The organism is Sulfitobacter maritimus, assembly GCF_013346665.1.
Lineage (GTDB): Bacteria > Pseudomonadota > Alphaproteobacteria > Rhodobacterales > Rhodobacteraceae > Sulfitobacter > Sulfitobacter maritimus.
The window spans coordinates 333944-350721 of sequence record NZ_JABVBB010000021.1; the positions used below are offsets into that span (position 1 = coordinate 333944).

The following is a 16778-nucleotide window of genomic DNA, read 5'->3' on the forward strand; positions in this document are numbered from 1 at the left end:
ATGTTCCACCGTCTATTGTTGCTCTTTGCCCTGCTCTTGGGCCTTGCTGCCTGCGCTTTGCCCCGGACCGGACCACCTCCGCTCGGGACAGAGGCAGAAATCGCTGCCCTTACGCGTGCCATTGAAGAGCTGTCGCCCGCCGTTGACCCCGCAGAGGCCGCCCGCGCGGCGCGTATCGCCTATCGCCACACGCATGAACTCGCCATCGCTTATGAGATCACCGACCCCCCGCTGGTCCACAACATTAAGGTCAACAGCGGACGCAAACCGCGTGGGCTGTGCTGGCATTGGGCAGAAGATCTGGAAAAGCGGCTTATGGCAGAGGGGTTCGCCACATTGGACATGCACCGCGCCATCGCCAATGGCGACACACGGTTGCTGATCGATCATTCTACAGCGATCATCTCAGCCGTCGGCGCGCCTATGGAAGAAGGTCTGGTGCTCGACCCTTGGCGCAAGGGCGGTGAGCTGTTCTGGTCCCCGGTGCAAAGCGATCCGCGCTATACGTGGGAGCCACGGGAAGAGGTTTTGCGCCGCAATGGGCGCGTCAGATACGTGCAAGCCGGCATGACCGACGACTGACGCCTTTCACAGCGCAAGTGCAAAAGAAAACCCCGCCAGTTTGGCGGGGTTTTTGTTACTCAGCGGCTTTAGGCGTATCGCCGTTGCTTTCGCTGCCGTTGTCCTGCGGTTGTTCTTCGGCCGCTTTAGGCTTGGGCTTGCGGCGCGGGGCGCGCTTGGGTTTAGGTTTGCTTTCCGGTGTTTCCACGAGATTGCTTTGCTCAGCGTCATTCGCAGCGGGCTCAGCCTGCGGCTGCGGGTTTTGCTCTGGTGCGGCGTCTTGTTCGGGCTGCTCAGCTTGCGGCTGACCGCCTTGGTTGGCTTCACGTTCCTGACGCTCGGCCCGCTCACGATCGCGCTCGGCCTGACGCTCGCGGTTCTGGCGCTCTTGCTCTTCGCGGCGCTGGTCCACCTCGCGCTGTGCTTCGCTCAGCAAACGCAGGTAATGTTCGGCATGCTGCTGAAAGTTCTCTGCAGCAACGCGATCGTTGCTCAACTGCGCATCGCGGGCCAACTGGTTGTATTTCTCGATAACCTGCTGCGGCGTGCCGCGCACCTTGCCCTCGGGGCCGGAACTGTCGAACACACGGTTCACGACGTTGCCGCCGCCACCACCATGCGAGGAGCGTTTGCGATTGTTCTTCGACCGGGAGCGTGATCTGGGAGAATTCATGGAATGATGTCAGCCTTGTGTGCTGTGTGTCGTTTACCGGGGGTGCAAAGCACGTCATCGTCCCGGCTTAAGCGATATGTTGGGCATAGTGCCGCGCGGGACCGCCCAAAGGCATCCACCGCTGCAACACCTCTGACTAACCATGCCAGCCGTGCTACGGCAAGAAGAAACTGCAATTTAACCTGCTAAAACTGTGGATTTCCGCGCATTCATGCCGGTTTTCTGGCACAAACCACCCGCGGGCGGCCATCCAGATCCTCGGCCAAAGTGACTTGGCCCCAGCCCGCGCGGGTAAAAATCTCTTGCACAGCTGCGCCCTGCTGCCAGCCGATTTCCACAAGAACCCGGCCATTAGGCGTGAGATACCCCTGCGCCTGTTCTGCGATAATGCGGTAGACGCTCAGCCCGTCCTGCCCGTCCGTCAGCGCCATTTCAGGTTCATGCTGGCGCAATTCCGGTGCCACATCGGCCATTTCCTGCGCGGCGAGGTAAGGCGGATTGCTGACGATCAGATCAAAACGGCCCGTGACTGTACTGAACCAATCCGACTGCGAGATATCCGTGCGGTCCGCGATCCCATGTTGCACCGCATTGGCACTGGCTTGCAGGCAGGCCGCCTCAGATAGATCGACACCCAAACCGGTGGCCTCTTGCCGCTCGGCCAACAGTGTCACCAATATGCACCCCGACCCGGTGCCAAGATCCAGCACCCGCTTGAAACGCGCGCTTAACGCGAGATCGATCAGCGTCTCCGTCTCTGGCCGGGGGTCCAGCACATCGCGGGAGATGGCAAAGTCACGCCCATAAAACGCCCGCCGCCCCACCAGTTGCGAGACCGGCACCCGCACGGCACGCAGAGAGATAAGCTGCTCAAAACGCTCGGCAACATCGGGCGCGATTTCTTCGGGGGCGATCAGGGTTACGCGGGTCGCATCGACAGCCGCCGCATGAGCCAGCAGCAGACGCGCATCGCGCGCGGGGTCAGGCACGCCAGCGGCGCGCAGCCGCCCAGCAGCGGCGGCCATAGCTTGGGCTGCGGTCTGCGGGCTCACCCTTCCATCTCCGCCAATTGCCGCGCCTGCGCGTCGGCGGTCAGGGCGTCAATGATCTCATCCAGATCGCCCTGCATCACGGCGTCAAGCTGATAGAGGGTCAGATTGATCCGGTGGTCGGTCATGCGGCCTTGGGGGAAGTTATAGGTGCGGATACGCTCTGATCGGTCGCCCGAGCCGACCTGTGCCGCGCGATCGGCAGAGCGTTCGCTGTCCATCCGGCTGCGCTCCATGTCATAGAGCCGTGCCTTGAGCACCTGCATCGCTTTGTCTCGGTTCCGGTGTTGCGATTTCTCGGAGGAGGTCACAACGATTCCGGTGGGGATATGGGTGATGCGCACCGCAGAATCGGTGGTGTTCACGTGCTGCCCGCCCGCGCCGGAGGAGCGCATCGTATCAATCCGCAAATCATTCGGATTGATGTCGATATCCACATCCTCGGCTTCAGGTAGTACCGCCACCGTGGCCGCCGAGGTGTGAATACGCCCGCCGCTTTCCGTGCTCGGCACGCGCTGCACCCGGTGCACACCGCTTTCGAACTTGAGCCGGGCAAAGACGTTCTGCCCGGTGATATGAGCCACGACTTCTTTTACACCGCCAAGCTCGGTCATCTGCTCTTCGATCAGATCAAACCCCCAGCCCCGCGCTTCGGCATAGCGTTGGTACATGCGCAGCAGATCGGCGGCGAAAAGCGCGGCCTCATCGCCCCCTGTACCGGGGCGAATTTCCAACATCGCAGGCTTCGCATCTGCCGCATCACGCGGCAGCAGGGCGAGTTGCAAAGCGGCCTCCACCTCCGGCAGGCGCGTACGCAGGCGCGGCAATTCCTCGCGCGCCAGTTCGGCCATTTCGGGGTCGTTCAGCATTTCTTCGGCGTCTTCAAGGTCGCGCTGTAGTTGCTGATAGAGTTCAATCTGATCGACCACCGGCTTCAGATCGCTGTATTCTTTGGCAAGCTTGGCGAAATCTGCCCCGTCGGAGCCCGCAGACATGCTGGCCTCCAGAAACTGAAAGCGCTGCGTGATTTGTGCAAGACGAGGCATTGGGATCATAGGGTTCCTGTCGCCTATGCAAAGGCTTTGGTCAAGAGGCCGATTGTGCTAGAATACAGCATGAAACGACTGTTGCTTGCGCCCATTTTGCTGGCGTTGATGGCCAGTGCCCCTGCCCGCGCCGATGTCAAAGCGCCGGGTGGCAAGACGATTGATTGCTATTGCACAGATCGCCAAGGGGCGCGGGTGGAACTAGGCGAAATCATTTGTTTACAGGTAGATGGGCGAATGTTTATGGCGCAATGCCAAATGTCGCTTAATGTGCCGATGTGGCGCGAGGTGCAAAAGGGCTGCTTATCGTCCCGCCTCGACCTGCGCACGCCAGCCAGCAACCCGCTTGGCATTTACCCCCATATCTGACTTGCCGAAACGCGAGCGGCCATAGACCTCAACATAGCGCGGATTTTCGCCATAGACGCCGATCGTTGTGTAATCAGGATAGCCCATCAGCGCGGTGCGGGTGACATAGGTCGCTTGGCCCGTCTCCACCGATCCGGCTATCCGTTCAGTGCGCGGGGTCTGTTGGATGACCGCGTCATAGCGCGTGAGTAAATCTGCGCCTGCAGGCTCACGCCAGATGACCGAGTTCTCGCCCCGCGTCTCACCCATAGCCTCTCCCGACGCTTTTTGATGCCACCGCGCCACGTCTGTTGGCGCAAAACGCACATAGGCCAAGAGCGCCAGCAGCGCGATCACGATCAGCCAAAATACCATTCTAATCACCTCTCTCGTGTCATCGGTAAACGACACCGGGCAGCACGCAGAGCAGTTCATACAAGATATTGGCCCCCGTGAGCGCGGTATTTCCTGTCGTGTCATAGGGCGGCGAAACTTCCACCAGATCACCTCCGACGATATTGGCACCCTTGAGACTACGGACCAGTTCGAGCGCTTGAGGCGAGGTCAGCCCGCCGATCTCGGGCGTGCCGGTGCCGGGGGCGAAGGCCGGATCAAGGCTGTCGATGTCAAAGGTCACATAGACAGGCAAATCCCCGATATCGCGGCGGATTTCGGCACCGAGTTCGGATAGGCTGCGATGCCAAAGCTCATGAGCTGGGAACTGCTGAAAACCCCATTGCGCGGCTTCGGTGAAATCCTGAGCCAAATAGCCCGACCCGCGCAGACCGATTTGGTAGGTTTTCTCTGCCTTTACGAGCCCTTCTTCATAGGCGCGACGCAGGAAAGTGCCGTGGGTTTCCCGCTCGCCAAACATATCGTCATTCACGTCTGCATGGGCATCAACATGGACCAACGCCACCGGCCCATGCCGCCGTACGATCGCACGCAGAATGGGAAGCGTCATCGAATGATCACCCCCAATTGCCAACGGCAGTGCATCATAGTTTAAGATTGCATCGTAACTCTCTGATATGATGCGCAAAGAATCCGATAGCGAGAACGTGTTAATCGCCAAATCGCCAATATCCGCCACCTGTAGACTGTCGAAGGGTGCCGCGCCAGTGGCGAGGTTATAGGGCCGGATCATCGCGCTTTGGCTGCGGACTTCTTTGGGGCCAAACCGACAGCCTGAGCGCCACGAGGTGCCAATATCCATCGGCACCCCAAGAACAGCCACGTCTAACCCCTTCAAATCATTTGCACTCGGCAAACGCATAAAGGTATTGGGCCCAGAGAACCGCGCCAGATCGTTGCCACTAATTGGTTGGTTCTTTGCGCTCATTTTGTCCTCAAGCGGTGGCCCAGCAAGGATAGAATTTCAGTTGCGACATGAGCGCCTGCAATGGCTGTCGCACCGGTTGTGTCAAAGGGCGGTGAGACTTCGACCACATCGCCGCCCATGATATTGATCCCCGCCAGATCGCGCAGCATGATTGATGCCTGTGCGGAAGTCAGCCCACCCCACACAGGTGTGCCGGTGCCGGGTGCGAAAGCTGGGTCCAAAGCGTCGATATCAAAGGTGAGATAGCAAGGCCGGTCGCCCAGTATCCCTTTGATCTTGGCCACAGTGGCCTGTGGCCCCTGCTCATGGACCTCCCGCGCGTCGATGATATTAACACCCATCGTGTCTTCATTGGTGGTGCGGATGCCGACCTGAACACTGGTCGCGGGATCGACGATGCCGGATTTTACCGCCTTGTAGAACATCGTGCCATGGTCGATGCGGTCCATATCGTCGTCTTGCCATGTATCCGTATGAGCATCGAACTGTAACAGGCTGATTGGACCGTATTTTTCGGCATAGGCCTTGAGGATCGGGAAAGAAATATAATGATCCCCGCCTAGCACGACCGATGCGGCACCTGCATCCAGAATGGTCTTGATATGCGCGCTTAACGCCGCGGGAAACTGGCTTACGTGACCATAATCAAACGCCAGATCACCGTAATCTGCGATGGCAAACTCGCTCAGCACATCGAAATCCCAGCCATAAGGCGCATCGGGCGCCTGCAAAGCACTGGCTTCGCGAATGGCGCGGGGGCCGAGGCGGGTTCCGGGGCGGTTGGTCACGGCTTGGTCAAACGGCACGCCGGTCACGGCGATGTCTACGCCGGTTAGGTCTTTGGTGTATTTACGCCGCAGGAAAGACGTCGCCCCGCCAAAGGTCAGCTCATAGCTTGGGCCTTTTAGGTCCTCGCGGGTAAAGGCCATGTCCATCTGCTTGGCCGCGTCTTCCAATGCCATTATTTGCCTCCTGCTGGCTGCGCCCGCTCGACGAGGCGGGCAAAAAAGGATGCTCCTACTGGAGCGATATCATCGTTAAAATTGTATTTAGGATGGTGCAGCCCCGCGCCCTCTCCGGTCCCGAGAAACAGATAGGCGCCGGGGCGTTCTTCGAGCATATAGGCGAAATCCTCGGAACCTGCGAGCTTTGGGAAAGCGCCGTCTACCGCGGCTTCACCGGCCACGTCCTGCGCCACGCGGGTGGCCAATGCGGCCTCATCCGGGCTGTTGACCGTGGCCGGATACCCATGTTCATAATCAAGTTCGGCCTCCAACCCAAAGCTGGCCGCCTGTCCTGCCGCGATCTCTCCTAAACGGCGCTTGATGAGCGCCTGCGTGTCCTTGTCAAACGTTCGCACGGTGCCGTTTATCATCGCTGTGTCAGGCACGATATTGCTGGCGGTGCCCGCATGAATTTGGGTGACGGAGACCACTTTCTCTGCCGCTGAATGGGTGTTGCGGCTGACGATGGTCTGGATCGCTTGCACGATGGAGCAGGCAGCCACTACCGGATCTGCTGTCTCATGCGGCATCGCACCATGACCGCCGCGCCCTTTGACATGGATGGTAAAGCTGTCCACCGCAGCCATGATCGGACCGGGCGTGGTGAGGAATTTGCCAAATTCGACGTTGGGAAAATTGTGGATGCCATAGACCTGATCGATCCCGAAGCGCGCCATCATGCCTTCGTCGCACATCACCTTGGCCCCGCCCCCGTCTTCTTCGGCTGGTTGAAAAATCAGCGCAACCTTGCCCGAGAAATTGCGCGTCTCCGCCAGATACTTTGCCGCGCCCAACAACATTGCCGTGTGGCCGTCATGCCCACAGGCATGCATTTTCCCGGGATGGGTCGAGGCATAGTCGACGCCGGTTTCCTCGGGGATCGGCAGCGCATCGAAGTCAGCCCGCAAACCGATGGTGCCGCCCTCTGTTGGCCCTTTGATAATTGCCACAATGCCAGACTGCGCAATCCCCTCGTGGATTTCATCCACGCCGATTTCCTGCAACCGCTCCTTGATAAAGGCCGCCGTTTTCGGGCAATCAAAGCTCAATTCGGGGATTGTATGCAAATGGCGTCGCCATGCGGTCATCTCATCGGAGAGAGCGGCGATACGGTTGATGACGGGCATGGGCTGGACTCCTTGAGGCTGGTTTGCTCAGGGTGCATCTGACACCAGACATGCGGGGCCTGCAATGCCAGACAAAACGAAAGCTGATCTCATTCACGATTACGATGCGGGGATCGAACGGCTCTTGGAAATCATGCGCCGTTTGCGCGATCCTGAAACCGGCTGTCCGTGGGATATTGAGCAAGATTTTGACAGTATCGCGCCCTATACCATTGAAGAAGCATATGAAGTCGCTGACGCCATCGCCCGGCGTGATTGGGCAGAGCTTGAGGGCGAATTGGGCGATCTATTGTTGCAATCGGTCTATCACACCGCAATGGGCGAAGAGGCCGGGCATTTCACGTTCCAATCCGTGGTGCGCAATATCAGCGATAAGATGGTGGCGCGACACCCCCATGTTTTTGGCGATGAATCGCGGGACAAAAGCGCCGAACAGCAGACCAAGGATTGGGAGGCCATTAAGGCTGCCGAACGCGCCGGCAAGGCGCAAGGTGGCTCGCTGGATGGGGTCGCCATCGGCCTGCCCGCGCTGCTGCGGGCGCTCAAGCTGCAAAAGCGTGCGGCGCGGGTCGGGTTTGACTGGCCGGAAACCACACAGGTACTTGATAAGATTACCGAGGAAGCCGCTGAACTGGTCGAAGCTAAGGATAAGCTTACCTCCGATAAGGTCGAAGAAGAATACGGCGATCTGCTTTTCGTTATGGCGAACCTTGGGCGTCACCTTGGCCTTGATCCAGAAGCCGCGTTGCGCCGTGCGAACGCCAAGTTCACCCGGCGTTTTGAAAGGATTGAGGCGCGTCTGGCCGCTCATGGTAAGACTCCGCAGGACAGCGATCTGGCCGAGATGGACGCGCTTTGGGACGAGGTTAAAGCGGCGGAACGCAGCTAATCACCCGGCCCATCGCTGGACAATCAGCCCCCCCTCCGGCAAGGCTCTGGCGCAAGGAAATTCACGAAAGAACACCCCATGACCGCACGTAAGATCATTATCGACACAGACCCCGGCCAAGACGATGCCGTTGCGATCCTGCTGGCCCTCGCCAGCCCGGAGGAGATCGACGTGCTGGGGATCACCTGCGTTGCGGGCAACGTGCCGCTTGACCTGACCTCCAAGAACGCCCGGATCGTCTGCGAATTGGCCGGGCGGAGCGATATGAGCGTCTATGCGGGCTGCGACCGTCCGCTGGGGCGTGATCTGGTGACGGCGGAACATGTGCACGGCAAAACCGGGCTGGATGGTCCCAACCTGCCCGACCCGACGATGCCGTTGGCCGAAGGCCATGCGGTCGACTACATTATCGAACAACTCCGCACCCATCCGGCTGGCACTGTGACGCTCTGTCCGCTTGGGCCGCTGACCAATATCGCCACCGCGCTGCAAAAAGCGCCCGACATCGCAGAAAAGGTGCAAGAGATCGTGCTGATGGGCGGCGGCTACTTTGAAGGGGGCAACATCACCCCCACTGCCGAGTTCAACATTTATGTCGACCCGGAAGCCGCTGATATCGTTTTTAAATCCGGTATCCCGATCGTGGTTATGCCGCTCGACGTGACCCATAAGGCGCTGGTGACCAAGCCGCGCAACGACGCTTTCCGCGCCCTTGGCACGCCCGTTGGCGTTGCCGTTGCAGCGATGACCGATTTTTTCGAGCGCTTCGACAAGGAGAAATACGGCTCCGAAGGCGCGCCGTTGCATGATCCTTGTGTGACCGCCTATCTGATTAATCCAGACCTTTTCTCTGGCCGACATATCAACGTCGAGATCGAAACCCAGTCTGAGCTTACCATGGGCATGACCGTGGCGGACTGGTGGCGCGTGACTGACCGCACGCCAAATGCACTCTTCGTGGGGAATCTGGACGCGGACGGTTTCTTCTCCTTGCTGACCGAAAGGCTGGCCCGTCTATGAGCGCACATCTGACCCTCGGCGCGCCCGAACATCTTGATAAATTGGTGGGGTTGGTTGCGGCCTTCCATGCCGAAGCGGGCATTGAGATGACCGATGAGCAGCGCCGGACGGGGCTTGCGCCCTTGCTCGAAGGCATCCCACATGGGGCTGCCTATTTGATCGGCCCGCCCCGTGCGCCGATTGGCTATGTGGTGATCTGCTTTGGCTGGTCGGTCGAATTCGGCGGGCTGGACGCGATGATCGACGAAATCTATGTCCGCCCCGGTGTCCGCAAACGCGGCATTGCGAGTGAAGCCATGATCGCCCTGCCCCGCGCCTTGGCCCAAGGCGGGCTGCGAGCGGTGCATCTTGAGGTCGACCGTAACAACACCGCCGCGCTCAAACTCTATCAACGTGCGGGCTTTCAAAGCCGAGAGAATTACATGCTCATGTCGCGGAGACTGTGATGAAAATACCCTTCGACAACAGCTATGCCACACTGCCTGACGCCTTTTACGCGCGGCTTAATCCGACGCCGGTGAAAGACCCCAAGCTCTTGGCGTGGAACGCTGATCTGGCAAAGGTGCTGGGGATCGAAGGGGAAGATCGAAACGTCTTGGCGCAGGTTTTCGGAGGCAATCTTGTGCCCGAAGGCGCCGCCCCCTTAGCGCAGCTTTACGCCGGGCATCAGTTCGGCAACTACAATCCGCAGTTGGGCGATGGCCGTGCGATCTTGTTGGGCGAAGTGATTGGCCAAGACGGTATCCGCCGCGACATTCAGCTTAAAGGCTCTGGCCCCACGCCCTATTCGCGCATGGGCGATGGCCGCGCATGGCTTGGGCCAGTGCTGCGCGAATACGTTATCAGCGAAGCCATGCATGCGCTTGGCGTTCCCACCACGCGCGCGCTTGCCGCTGTGAGCACAGGCGAGCCGGTGCTGCGCGAGACCGGCCCGCTGCCCGGCGCCATCGTCACCCGCGTGGCACAAAGCCATCTCCGCGTCGGCACCTTTCAGGTGTTCGCCCATCGCGGGGAGACGGACCACCTCAAGACCCTCACCGACTATGCCATCGCGCGGCACTATCCGGATGCGGAGGGCCCGATGCGGCTTCTGCGCAAAGTCTGCGCCGCGCAGGCGGAATTGGTCGCACAGTGGATGTCCTTTGGGTTCATTCACGGCGTGATGAACACCGACAATTGCACGATTTCTGGCGAGACGATCGACTATGGCCCCTGCGCCTTCATGGATGCGTTTCACCAAGGCCGGGTGTTCAGCTCTATTGACCGACAGGGTCGCTATGCCTATGGCAACCAGCCGCAGATCGCGGTCTGGAACATGGCGCAACTGGCGACCTCGCTGTTGCAGCAGATGGACGACAAGGAATCCGCTGTCGAAGAAGCCACCGAGATTGTCCACGCCATGCCTGATTTGCTTGAAGCCGCGTGGCTCCGCCGCTTTGCGGCCAAAGTTGGAATTACACAGACCACGGAAGAGGATGTGGCGCTGATCAATGAGCTTTTGGGCCTGATGCAAACGGATGGCGCCGACTTTGCAAACACGTTTCGTGCGCTTTGCAAAGATAACGCCCGCGATCAGTTTACAAACCGCGAGGCTTTTGACGCTTGGGCCGCCACGTGGCGCGCGCGGATTGAACGGGAACCAGAACCATACGCAAAGATGCAAAGTGCAAACCCCGCTGTGATCCCGCGCAACCATCGCATTGAACAGATGATTGAAGCTGCCGTCGAAGGCGATATGGCGCCGTTCGAACGGTTGATGAAAGCGCTCGCTACGCCATTCGAGGAAACCGATCCGGAATTGCAGCGCCCGCCCACCCCCGACGAGATCGTGCCGGCGACATTCTGCGGCACCTGATCAGAGTGGCACGCGTGGCTTACGGTTAATCAAATAGATGCCCGCCGCCACCAGAGCCAACGCCGCCCAGACATTCGCGGCGATATCCTCTGACAAGATTAGCCATCCCAACAGCACGGATGAGATCGGCGACAGGAAGCTGAAGGACGCGACAGAGGACGCGGGGTAGATGGTCAAGAGCCAAAACCACGCGAGAAATCCAAAGCTTGCCACCGCGATGATCTGATAGACCAGCGCAGCCAAATGTAGGGGCTCAACCCCCCGGAACAAATCACCGAACAGCGGTGCGATCAACAACAGGATCGGCGCGGAGATGATGAGTTGCATCATCAATTGCTGCGCGGGTGGCACTTTGGACAGCGGCGTGATCCGCACACAAAGGGCGATCCCGGCCCAACAGAATGCCGCGAGCAAGGCCAAAACATCACCGGTCCAGCTCGCCCCCTCTGCCCCGGAATCACTCAGCGCAAGCGCGACACCACTCATCGCCATGCCCAACCCGAGCAGTCGCAACCCGCTGAGCCTTTCCCCCGGCAGCCATAGATGCGCCGCAAGGCCCAACCAAACCGGCATGGAATAGAGCAGCACCGACGCCCGGCTGACCGTGGTTAGATCGAGCGCGAGAAACAGGCAGATAAATTCCAGCGTAAAGAAAACGCCTGCCGCCACACCGCCCCAAAACGCTTCGCGTGGGAGCAACAGGCTGATCCCCCGCAACCGCATCCAAAGCAACACGACCAACACGGCACCGGCGGAACGCAGACCTGCTAGAAAGACGGGATTAAAACCTCCCGTGCCGATTTTAATGACAACTTGGTTAAAGCCAAGATTCAGCGCGAAAAGCACCAGCGCAATCGCGCCGAATGTATCAATCTGAGATTTGCGTTCCATGGCGCTAGAAACGCCGCCTGCCGCAGATAAGTCAATGGCGCGCCGAGGTTTTTCCCGGCGCGCCGTTTTGATCGTTCAGTCGATTGGTCGCAGCTTAGGCCGCTTGCTGGCCACCCGGCTTGCCACCACCGCCACCGCGTCGCCGACGGCGACCACCGTTCGGCTTGGCAGCACCTTCGCCGCCGCCACCGCCACCGGGGCGACCACTGCCACCGGAACGTCCGCGACCGCGTCCACGGCCCTTAGGTTTGGACGGCTCGTCGATCACTTCCCACGGACGACCCGAGGCCACGGGGATCGAAATGCCCATGGTCTTTTGAATCGCCTTCAACTCGCCCATCTCATCCGGTGCGCAGAAGGCCACGGCCGCGCCATCTTTGCCTGCCCGCGCGGTCCGGCCGATGCGGTGGACATAGTTGTCGGGCACATTTGGCAGGTCGAAGTTATAGACGTGTTTCACATCTGGAATGTCCAAGCCTCGCGCGGCCACATCGGTCGCCACCAGCACGGTGATGTCACCATTCTTGAAGCCAGCAATCGCCCGGTCGCGCTGACCTTGGCTTTTGTTGCCGTGGATCGATGCTGCGTCAAATCCGGCCTTCACCAGCGTTTTCATCAGCTTTTCGGAGCCATGTTTCGTGCGGCCAAAGACAAGTGCCCGCTCGCCTTTGTGCTTGGCGAGCAACTCTTTCAGCAGCTCGGTCTTCTCGGCCTTCGCGATGAAGTGGACCTCTTGTGTCACCTTGTCCGCAGCCTTGCCCGGAGGCGAGACTTCGATGCGGATCGGGCTTTTGAGATAGCTGTTGGCGATCTCATTCATCAGCTTGGGCATGGTCGCCGAGAACAGCATCGTCTGACGCTCTTTCGGGATCAGGTTCGAGATTTTCCGCAGGTCATGGATGAAACCCATGTCGAGCATCTGATCGGCCTCATCCAGCACGAGGAAGGTCGTCGTGTCGAGCTTGACCGCCCGGCGATCGAGCAGGTCCAGCAGACGGCCCGGGGTGGCGATCAACAGGTCAACGCCGCGTTCCAGACGTTTGATCTGGGTGTTGATCGACTGGCCACCGACAACCATCGCCACTTTGATCTGCGTACCTTCGGCATAGCCGCGCAGGTTCACAGCGATCTGCTGCGCCAACTCGCGCGTTGGTGCCAGTACCAGCCCGCGCACAGACCGCGGCGCGGGGCGGCCTTCAAGTTCCATCATCTGCGCCAGCAGCGGCACACCAAAAGCCGCCGTTTTGCCAGTACCGGTCTGGGCAAGGCCCATCACGTCACGGCCATTCATCGCCTGGGGAATTGCTTGGCGTTGGATCGGGGTCGGGTCCTTCAGACCCATTTCATTCAACCGGGCTACCAGTTTCTTTGGCAGGCCCATCATGTCAAAATCGCTCATTCGTTCACTTTCCGGCACACGAAGACGCGCGCCATCCTTAGTCGCCGCGCCCGTCAAGGACGCCACGGGGTCGCGCAAGCCAGATCGCGGGCGCAGGCCACATGCCTCACACCCGTCTGTTGCGCTTGGCCCCACGCGTGATTTTGGGAACATCGGCGGGCCTTGTCGTCAGCATCCAGTGGCCCCCTCGGGACTTGGCGCTGATACTGCTCACGCGGCAGAAGGCTTCGCTTGAGGTCCAAATGGGCGCTTTGGAGATGAAAGTCAACCGTCCGCTTCAATTGCTGTGGCCTATCGTGGCGCTAGAATGTTAGGAACGTGGTCCGACGGACGAAGGGCAAGACGATGCGCAACCCGATCATCAAACGCTGCGAAGCCATGGGGCTGCGCATGACCGGCCAACGCCGGATTATCGCTCAGGTCATTCAAAACAGTGACGACCATCCCGATGCCGAAGAACTGCTGGCGCGGGCCACGGCGATTGATGACGGCATCTCCATTGCCACGGTGTACCGCACTGTGAAGCTCTTTGAAGAAGCCGGTATCCTCGACAAGTTGGAGTTTGGCGATGGCCGTGCGCGCTATGAGGACGCCGAGCGCGCCCACCACGACCATCTGATCGACATGAACTCCGGCGAGGTCATTGAATTCGTTGATGCCGAGATTGAGGAATTACAGGAACGGATCGCCCGCAAGCTGGGTTATGAACTGCGGGGGCACCGGATGGAGCTCTACGGCGTACCGTTAAAGAAGGACAAATCATGAATGACCGAGATCGCCCGCTGCTGGCCGTGCTTATCGATGCGGACAACGTGCCAGCCAAACATGCTGAGGCGATCATGCGCGAGGTTACCACGATAGGTGAGCCCGCTCTGCGCCGAGTCTACGGAGATTGGTCAAACGAGCATCTGAAAGGGTGGAAAGCGCCGATCCGCGAGTTGGGGTTGGTGGCCCATCAGGAGACCGCCAACACCAAGGGCAAGAACGCGAGCGACATCGGCCTCGTCATTCAGGCAATGGACATTCTGCACAGCCGTCGCTTTGACATCATCGTGATCGTCTCCTCCGACAGTGACTTTACCGCCTTGGTCAACCGCCTGCGCGAAGATGGGGTAACCGTTATCGGCATTGGCGAGAATAAGACCCATGATTCTTTGCGCAATGTCTATAACCGGTTCATTCTGATCGAGAACCTTGATGGCGCGGAAGCCGACACCCCGCCTCGTGCCAGCGCCAAAGTGGGTGACGCTCTGCCCCTGTTCAAATCGGCGATGAATAAGATCGACACCGAAGATGAGTGGTACAACCTTGGGCAGATCGGCCAGACCATTCAGGCGGCGCATCCGGATTTTGACAGCCGAACCTATGGCCATGGCAAGCTAAGTGCGCTGGCGGCGGACCTCAAAGCGCTGGAGACGCGTAAAGAGGGCAACCGTTTGATGGTGCGGCTCAAGTCCTAAGAAATCGCGCTCATTCGGCGGGCCGCTCTTCCCGCCGGGCAACCCTTGCCAGCATCGCGGGCAGCAGTACGCTCAACACCACCAGCCGCATAATATGGCAGGCGGCAACAAACCCCGGCACAACCGCCAGCACGGCACCGAGGGCGATCATCGTTTCCAGCCCGCCGGGCGCGAAGGCCACCAGCACATGCCCAAGCGGCATCCCGAGCGCCCAAGCCACCGGGACCGCGCCCAAACCTGCCAGTCCCACGGCCACCCCGGTGATCGCAAGCCCTGCCCCAAGCCCGCTGCGCAAACGCGCGAGTGTCATGCCAGAAAACCGGCTGCCAATCAGGCTGCCCAGCACCAGATAGGCGGTAAAGGTCAGCCACTGTGGCAGCACCCCGGTCTCTATTTGCGTCAGATGCGCCATGGCCGAGACAACCATCGCCCCCATCAGCAGCGGCGCAGGCACCGAGAAACGCTTAAAGGCCAAGCCGACCAGCACGGCCAGAGCCATCAGCAAGAGCATCGCAAACGGTCCGATCCCTGCCCCGACCGGAGTAATCTGACCCGTCATATCGACCCCCATCAGCATGGCCACAAAAGGCACCACAATCGTGAGCGCCAAGAGCCGCACCGATTGCGTGATCGAGATCCGCGCCACATCCGATCCACTGTAGCTGGCCACCGCCATGACAAAGCTCAGATGTCCCGGCGCCGAGGCCAGCAAGGCTGAGCGCCTGTCAAAACCAAAGAACCGCGCGAGCATCCAGCGGCAGATCGCCATGATCGCCCAGATCACACCAGTCATAAAGACAAAGGCCAATGGCCACCGCACCATCGCATTCACCGCGTCATGGTTGAACCCGGCCCCAACCGTGAGGCCCAGCACGATGAAACAAGCGTCCCGCAGCCGCGCATCGACCCCGGTTCGCACCCCGGCGAGGCTTAGAACGCTGACCGCAATCACCGGCCCCAGCAACATGTAGACCGGCGCGTTCAGCCACCAGAACAGCAACGCGCCCGCAGCGCCCACGGCAAGGGTCAGCGGGGTATCACGCGGGCTAAGGGCGAAGTTGGGCCATCTCATGCCATAGGGCTAGCACTTGGCTGTGACGCGCACCAGAGATACACGCATGACGCGCATTGCCCACTCTTGCCCTTTCGCAACAAAAGGTTCATGGCCGAATGGCAAGACCAAGGGTGAAAGGACTGAACCATGGACAACCTACGCGGCGCGATTCTGATGGTGCTGGCCATGGCCGGTTTTGCCATCGAGGATATGTTCATCAAACTCACCAGCGATGCGCTCCCCGTGGGCCAGATCATCGCGACACTTGGGGCGGGCGGTGGCACGGTCTTTGCGATCATCCTTTTGCTTCAGGGGCGGCGGTTGTTCTCTGCGGATATGTTGACCGGGCCAATTCTGTTGCGGGCGGTGGGCGAAGTTCTTGGCACGCTTTGCTTTGTAACCGCCATTGTCCTGACCCCGCTTTCCTCGGCTTCTGCGATCCTTCAGGCGACGCCACTGGCGGTTACCCTTGGCGCCGCGCTGTTTTTAGCAGAGCCCGTCGGTTGGCGGCGTTGGAGCGCAATCATCGTAGGCTTCCTTGGCGTTTTGCTCATCATCCGCCCCGGTCTCGAAGGCTTCAACGCGCTGTCACTTTTTGCCGTAGCCGGGGTGATTGGCCTCGCGCTGCGCGATCTGGCGACCCGCAAAGTGCCGCCGAGCATCAGTTCAATGCAGCTCAGTTTTCTGGCCTTCATCGTCTTGGTCCCGGCGGGTCTGATTCTGATGCTCGCCACGCGCTCGCCGGTGGCAACACCCGGCAAGGCAGAGATGCTCTATCTCGGCGGCGCGGTGGTGATTGGCGTCTTGGCCTATTACGCCATCGTCGCGGCGATGCGGGTTGGTGAGGTGAGCTTTGTCACCCCCTTTCGCTACATGCGGATGCTGTTCGCGCTGGTCGTGGGTATCATGGTCTTTGACGAATCCCCCGACACGCTGACGCTGGTCGGCGCCGCGATCATCATCGCATCAGGCGTCTATACCCTCTGGCGCGAACGCAAAATTCGCCCCCGGCCCCGGCGCGGCCTTTCCAAGCCGGGCCTGCCGGGGTAAACCGCCTCAA

Annotated in this window: 19 protein-coding genes; 9 read left to right on the forward strand and 10 right to left on the reverse strand. The window is 60.0% G+C overall.

The features are described from left to right. Positions 1-582, forward strand: a complete 582-nt coding sequence (locus HTT03_RS03605; RefSeq protein ID WP_174858503.1) for a hypothetical protein — start codon at positions 1-3, stop codon at positions 580-582. A 55-nt stretch (positions 583-637) separates the two neighbouring features. Here HTT03_RS03605 and HTT03_RS03610 read toward each other — a convergent pair whose 3' ends face one another. From HTT03_RS03610 to prfA, 3 genes are all read right to left on the reverse strand, one after another. Continuing rightward, positions 638-1234: a DUF4167 domain-containing protein gene (locus tag HTT03_RS03610; protein ID WP_174858504.1), complete on the reverse strand. Its 597-nt coding sequence runs from the start codon at positions 1232-1234 to the stop codon at positions 638-640. A 209-nt stretch (positions 1235-1443) separates the two neighbouring features. Continuing rightward, positions 1444-2286, reverse strand: a complete 843-nt coding sequence (gene prmC / locus HTT03_RS03615) for a peptide chain release factor N(5)-glutamine methyltransferase (RefSeq protein WP_343035670.1) — start codon at positions 2284-2286, stop codon at positions 1444-1446. Beyond that, positions 2283-3338, reverse strand: a complete 1056-nt coding sequence (gene prfA, locus HTT03_RS03620; protein WP_174858505.1) for a peptide chain release factor 1 — start codon at positions 3336-3338, stop codon at positions 2283-2285. Before prfA ends, prmC begins: the two co-directional genes overlap by 4 nt. A 60-nt stretch (positions 3339-3398) precedes the next feature. On the opposite strand from prfA, the gene HTT03_RS18645 reads away from it, so the two are divergent. Then, a complete protein-coding gene (locus tag HTT03_RS18645) occupies positions 3399-3698 on the forward strand; it encodes a hypothetical protein (protein WP_246253337.1) in 300 nt (99 codons plus the stop codon). Here HTT03_RS18645 and HTT03_RS03625 read toward each other — a convergent pair. Genes HTT03_RS03625 through HTT03_RS03640 form a run of 4 tightly spaced genes read right to left on the reverse strand, consistent with a single transcriptional unit; the run spans position 3633 to position 7150 of the window. Continuing rightward, positions 3633-4052, reverse strand: coding sequence for a DUF1499 domain-containing protein (locus HTT03_RS03625; protein WP_174858506.1), 420 nt, complete (start codon positions 4050-4052; stop codon positions 3633-3635). The two genes, HTT03_RS18645 and HTT03_RS03625, sit on opposite strands and share 66 nt — an antisense overlap. Before the next feature lie 19 nt (positions 4053-4071). Further along, positions 4072-5019 (reverse strand): agmatinase, encoded by a 948-nt coding sequence (gene speB / locus HTT03_RS03630; RefSeq protein ID WP_174858507.1) that lies wholly within the window; start codon positions 5017-5019, stop codon positions 4072-4074. Next, positions 5016-5981, reverse strand: a complete 966-nt coding sequence (gene speB, locus HTT03_RS03635; RefSeq protein ID WP_174858508.1) for an agmatinase — start codon at positions 5979-5981, stop codon at positions 5016-5018. Before speB (HTT03_RS03635) ends, speB (HTT03_RS03630) begins: the two co-directional genes overlap by 4 nt. Continuing rightward, a complete protein-coding gene (locus tag HTT03_RS03640) occupies positions 5981-7150 on the reverse strand; it encodes a M20 aminoacylase family protein (RefSeq protein WP_174858509.1) in 1170 nt (389 codons plus the stop codon). The genes speB (HTT03_RS03635) and HTT03_RS03640 overlap by 1 nt, the downstream gene beginning before the upstream one ends. A gap of 64 nt (positions 7151-7214) precedes the next feature. On the opposite strand from HTT03_RS03640, the gene mazG reads away from it, so the two are divergent. The 4 genes from mazG to HTT03_RS03660 all read left to right on the forward strand — a co-directional run bounded on the left by mazG (position 7215) and on the right by HTT03_RS03660 (position 10914). Continuing rightward, positions 7215-8039: a nucleoside triphosphate pyrophosphohydrolase gene (gene mazG, locus HTT03_RS03645; protein ID WP_174858510.1), complete on the forward strand. Its 825-nt coding sequence runs from the start codon at positions 7215-7217 to the stop codon at positions 8037-8039. A gap of 78 nt (positions 8040-8117) precedes the next feature. Then, positions 8118-9059, forward strand: a complete 942-nt coding sequence (locus HTT03_RS03650) for a nucleoside hydrolase (RefSeq protein WP_174858511.1) — start codon at positions 8118-8120, stop codon at positions 9057-9059. Continuing rightward, positions 9056-9505 carry a GNAT family N-acetyltransferase gene (locus HTT03_RS03655; RefSeq protein ID WP_174858512.1) on the forward strand — a complete coding sequence of 150 codons (450 nt, stop codon included), beginning with the start codon at positions 9056-9058 and terminating at the stop codon, positions 9503-9505. Before HTT03_RS03650 ends, HTT03_RS03655 begins: the two co-directional genes overlap by 4 nt. Beyond that, positions 9505-10914 (forward strand): protein adenylyltransferase SelO, encoded by a 1410-nt coding sequence (locus HTT03_RS03660; protein ID WP_174858513.1) that lies wholly within the window; start codon positions 9505-9507, stop codon positions 10912-10914. The genes HTT03_RS03655 and HTT03_RS03660 overlap by 1 nt, the downstream gene beginning before the upstream one ends. Here HTT03_RS03660 and HTT03_RS03665 read toward each other — a convergent pair whose 3' ends face one another. After that, entirely contained in the window at positions 10915-11805 is an 891-nt protein-coding gene (locus tag HTT03_RS03665) for a DMT family transporter (RefSeq protein WP_174858514.1), read from the reverse strand. A gap of 94 nt (positions 11806-11899) precedes the next feature. Beyond that, a complete protein-coding gene (locus HTT03_RS03670) occupies positions 11900-13204 on the reverse strand; it encodes a DEAD/DEAH box helicase (RefSeq protein WP_174858515.1) in 1305 nt (434 codons plus the stop codon). Positions 13205-13549: 345 nt separating this feature from the next. Here HTT03_RS03670 and HTT03_RS03675 point away from each other — a divergent pair, with 345 nt between their 5' ends. Both HTT03_RS03675 and HTT03_RS03680 read left to right on the forward strand, forming a co-directional pair. Continuing rightward, positions 13550-13969: a Fur family transcriptional regulator gene (locus HTT03_RS03675; protein WP_174858973.1), complete on the forward strand. Its 420-nt coding sequence runs from the start codon at positions 13550-13552 to the stop codon at positions 13967-13969. Further along, positions 13966-14664 carry an NYN domain-containing protein gene (locus HTT03_RS03680; protein ID WP_174858516.1) on the forward strand — a complete coding sequence of 233 codons (699 nt, stop codon included), beginning with the start codon at positions 13966-13968 and terminating at the stop codon, positions 14662-14664. The genes HTT03_RS03675 and HTT03_RS03680 overlap by 4 nt, the downstream gene beginning before the upstream one ends. Before the next feature lie 10 nt (positions 14665-14674). Here the strand turns inward: HTT03_RS03680 and HTT03_RS03685 are convergent, their stop codons facing one another. Beyond that, on the reverse strand, positions 14675-15736 hold the full coding sequence (locus HTT03_RS03685) for an AbrB family transcriptional regulator (RefSeq protein ID WP_174858517.1): 1062 nt from the start codon (positions 15734-15736) through the stop codon (positions 14675-14677). A 129-nt stretch (positions 15737-15865) separates the two neighbouring features. On the opposite strand from HTT03_RS03685, the gene HTT03_RS03690 reads away from it, so the two are divergent. Then, positions 15866-16768 carry a DMT family transporter gene (locus HTT03_RS03690; RefSeq protein ID WP_174858518.1) on the forward strand — a complete coding sequence of 301 codons (903 nt, stop codon included), beginning with the start codon at positions 15866-15868 and terminating at the stop codon, positions 16766-16768. Positions 16769-16778: the final 10 nt, after the last annotated feature.

Excerpts from the sequence above, each read along its gene's own strand:
- HTT03_RS03670 (WP_174858515.1), bottom strand. The coding sequence starts at position 13,204 with ATGAGCGATTTTGACATGATGGGCCTGCCAAAGAAACTGGTAGCCCGG.
- HTT03_RS03650 (WP_174858511.1), top strand. The coding sequence starts at position 8,118 with ATGACCGCACGTAAGATCATTATCGACACAGACCCCGGCCAAGACGAT.
- HTT03_RS03685 (WP_174858517.1), bottom strand. The coding sequence starts at position 15,736 with ATGAGATGGCCCAACTTCGCCCTTAGCCCGCGTGATACCCCGCTGACC.
- HTT03_RS03605 (WP_174858503.1), top strand. The coding sequence starts at position 1 with ATGTTCCACCGTCTATTGTTGCTCTTTGCCCTGCTCTTGGGCCTTGCT.
- speB (WP_174858507.1), bottom strand. The coding sequence starts at position 5,019 with ATGAGCGCAAAGAACCAACCAATTAGTGGCAACGATCTGGCGCGGTTC.
- HTT03_RS03680 (WP_174858516.1), top strand. The coding sequence starts at position 13,966 with ATGAATGACCGAGATCGCCCGCTGCTGGCCGTGCTTATCGATGCGGAC.
- HTT03_RS03690 (WP_174858518.1), top strand. The coding sequence starts at position 15,866 with ATGGACAACCTACGCGGCGCGATTCTGATGGTGCTGGCCATGGCCGGT.
- HTT03_RS03660 (WP_174858513.1), top strand. The coding sequence starts at position 9,505 with ATGAAAATACCCTTCGACAACAGCTATGCCACACTGCCTGACGCCTTT.
- mazG (WP_174858510.1), top strand. The coding sequence starts at position 7,215 with ATGCCAGACAAAACGAAAGCTGATCTCATTCACGATTACGATGCGGGG.
- prfA (WP_174858505.1), bottom strand. The coding sequence starts at position 3,338 with ATGATCCCAATGCCTCGTCTTGCACAAATCACGCAGCGCTTTCAGTTT.
- HTT03_RS18645 (WP_246253337.1), top strand. The coding sequence starts at position 3,399 with ATGAAACGACTGTTGCTTGCGCCCATTTTGCTGGCGTTGATGGCCAGT.
- HTT03_RS03665 (WP_174858514.1), bottom strand. The coding sequence starts at position 11,805 with ATGGAACGCAAATCTCAGATTGATACATTCGGCGCGATTGCGCTGGTG.
- HTT03_RS03675 (WP_174858973.1), top strand. The coding sequence starts at position 13,550 with ATGCGCAACCCGATCATCAAACGCTGCGAAGCCATGGGGCTGCGCATG.
- HTT03_RS03625 (WP_174858506.1), bottom strand. The coding sequence starts at position 4,052 with ATGGTATTTTGGCTGATCGTGATCGCGCTGCTGGCGCTCTTGGCCTAT.
- HTT03_RS03640 (WP_174858509.1), bottom strand. The coding sequence starts at position 7,150 with ATGCCCGTCATCAACCGTATCGCCGCTCTCTCCGATGAGATGACCGCA.
- HTT03_RS03655 (WP_174858512.1), top strand. The coding sequence starts at position 9,056 with ATGAGCGCACATCTGACCCTCGGCGCGCCCGAACATCTTGATAAATTG.
- HTT03_RS03610 (WP_174858504.1), bottom strand. The coding sequence starts at position 1,234 with ATGAATTCTCCCAGATCACGCTCCCGGTCGAAGAACAATCGCAAACGC.
- speB (WP_174858508.1), bottom strand. The coding sequence starts at position 5,981 with ATGGCATTGGAAGACGCGGCCAAGCAGATGGACATGGCCTTTACCCGC.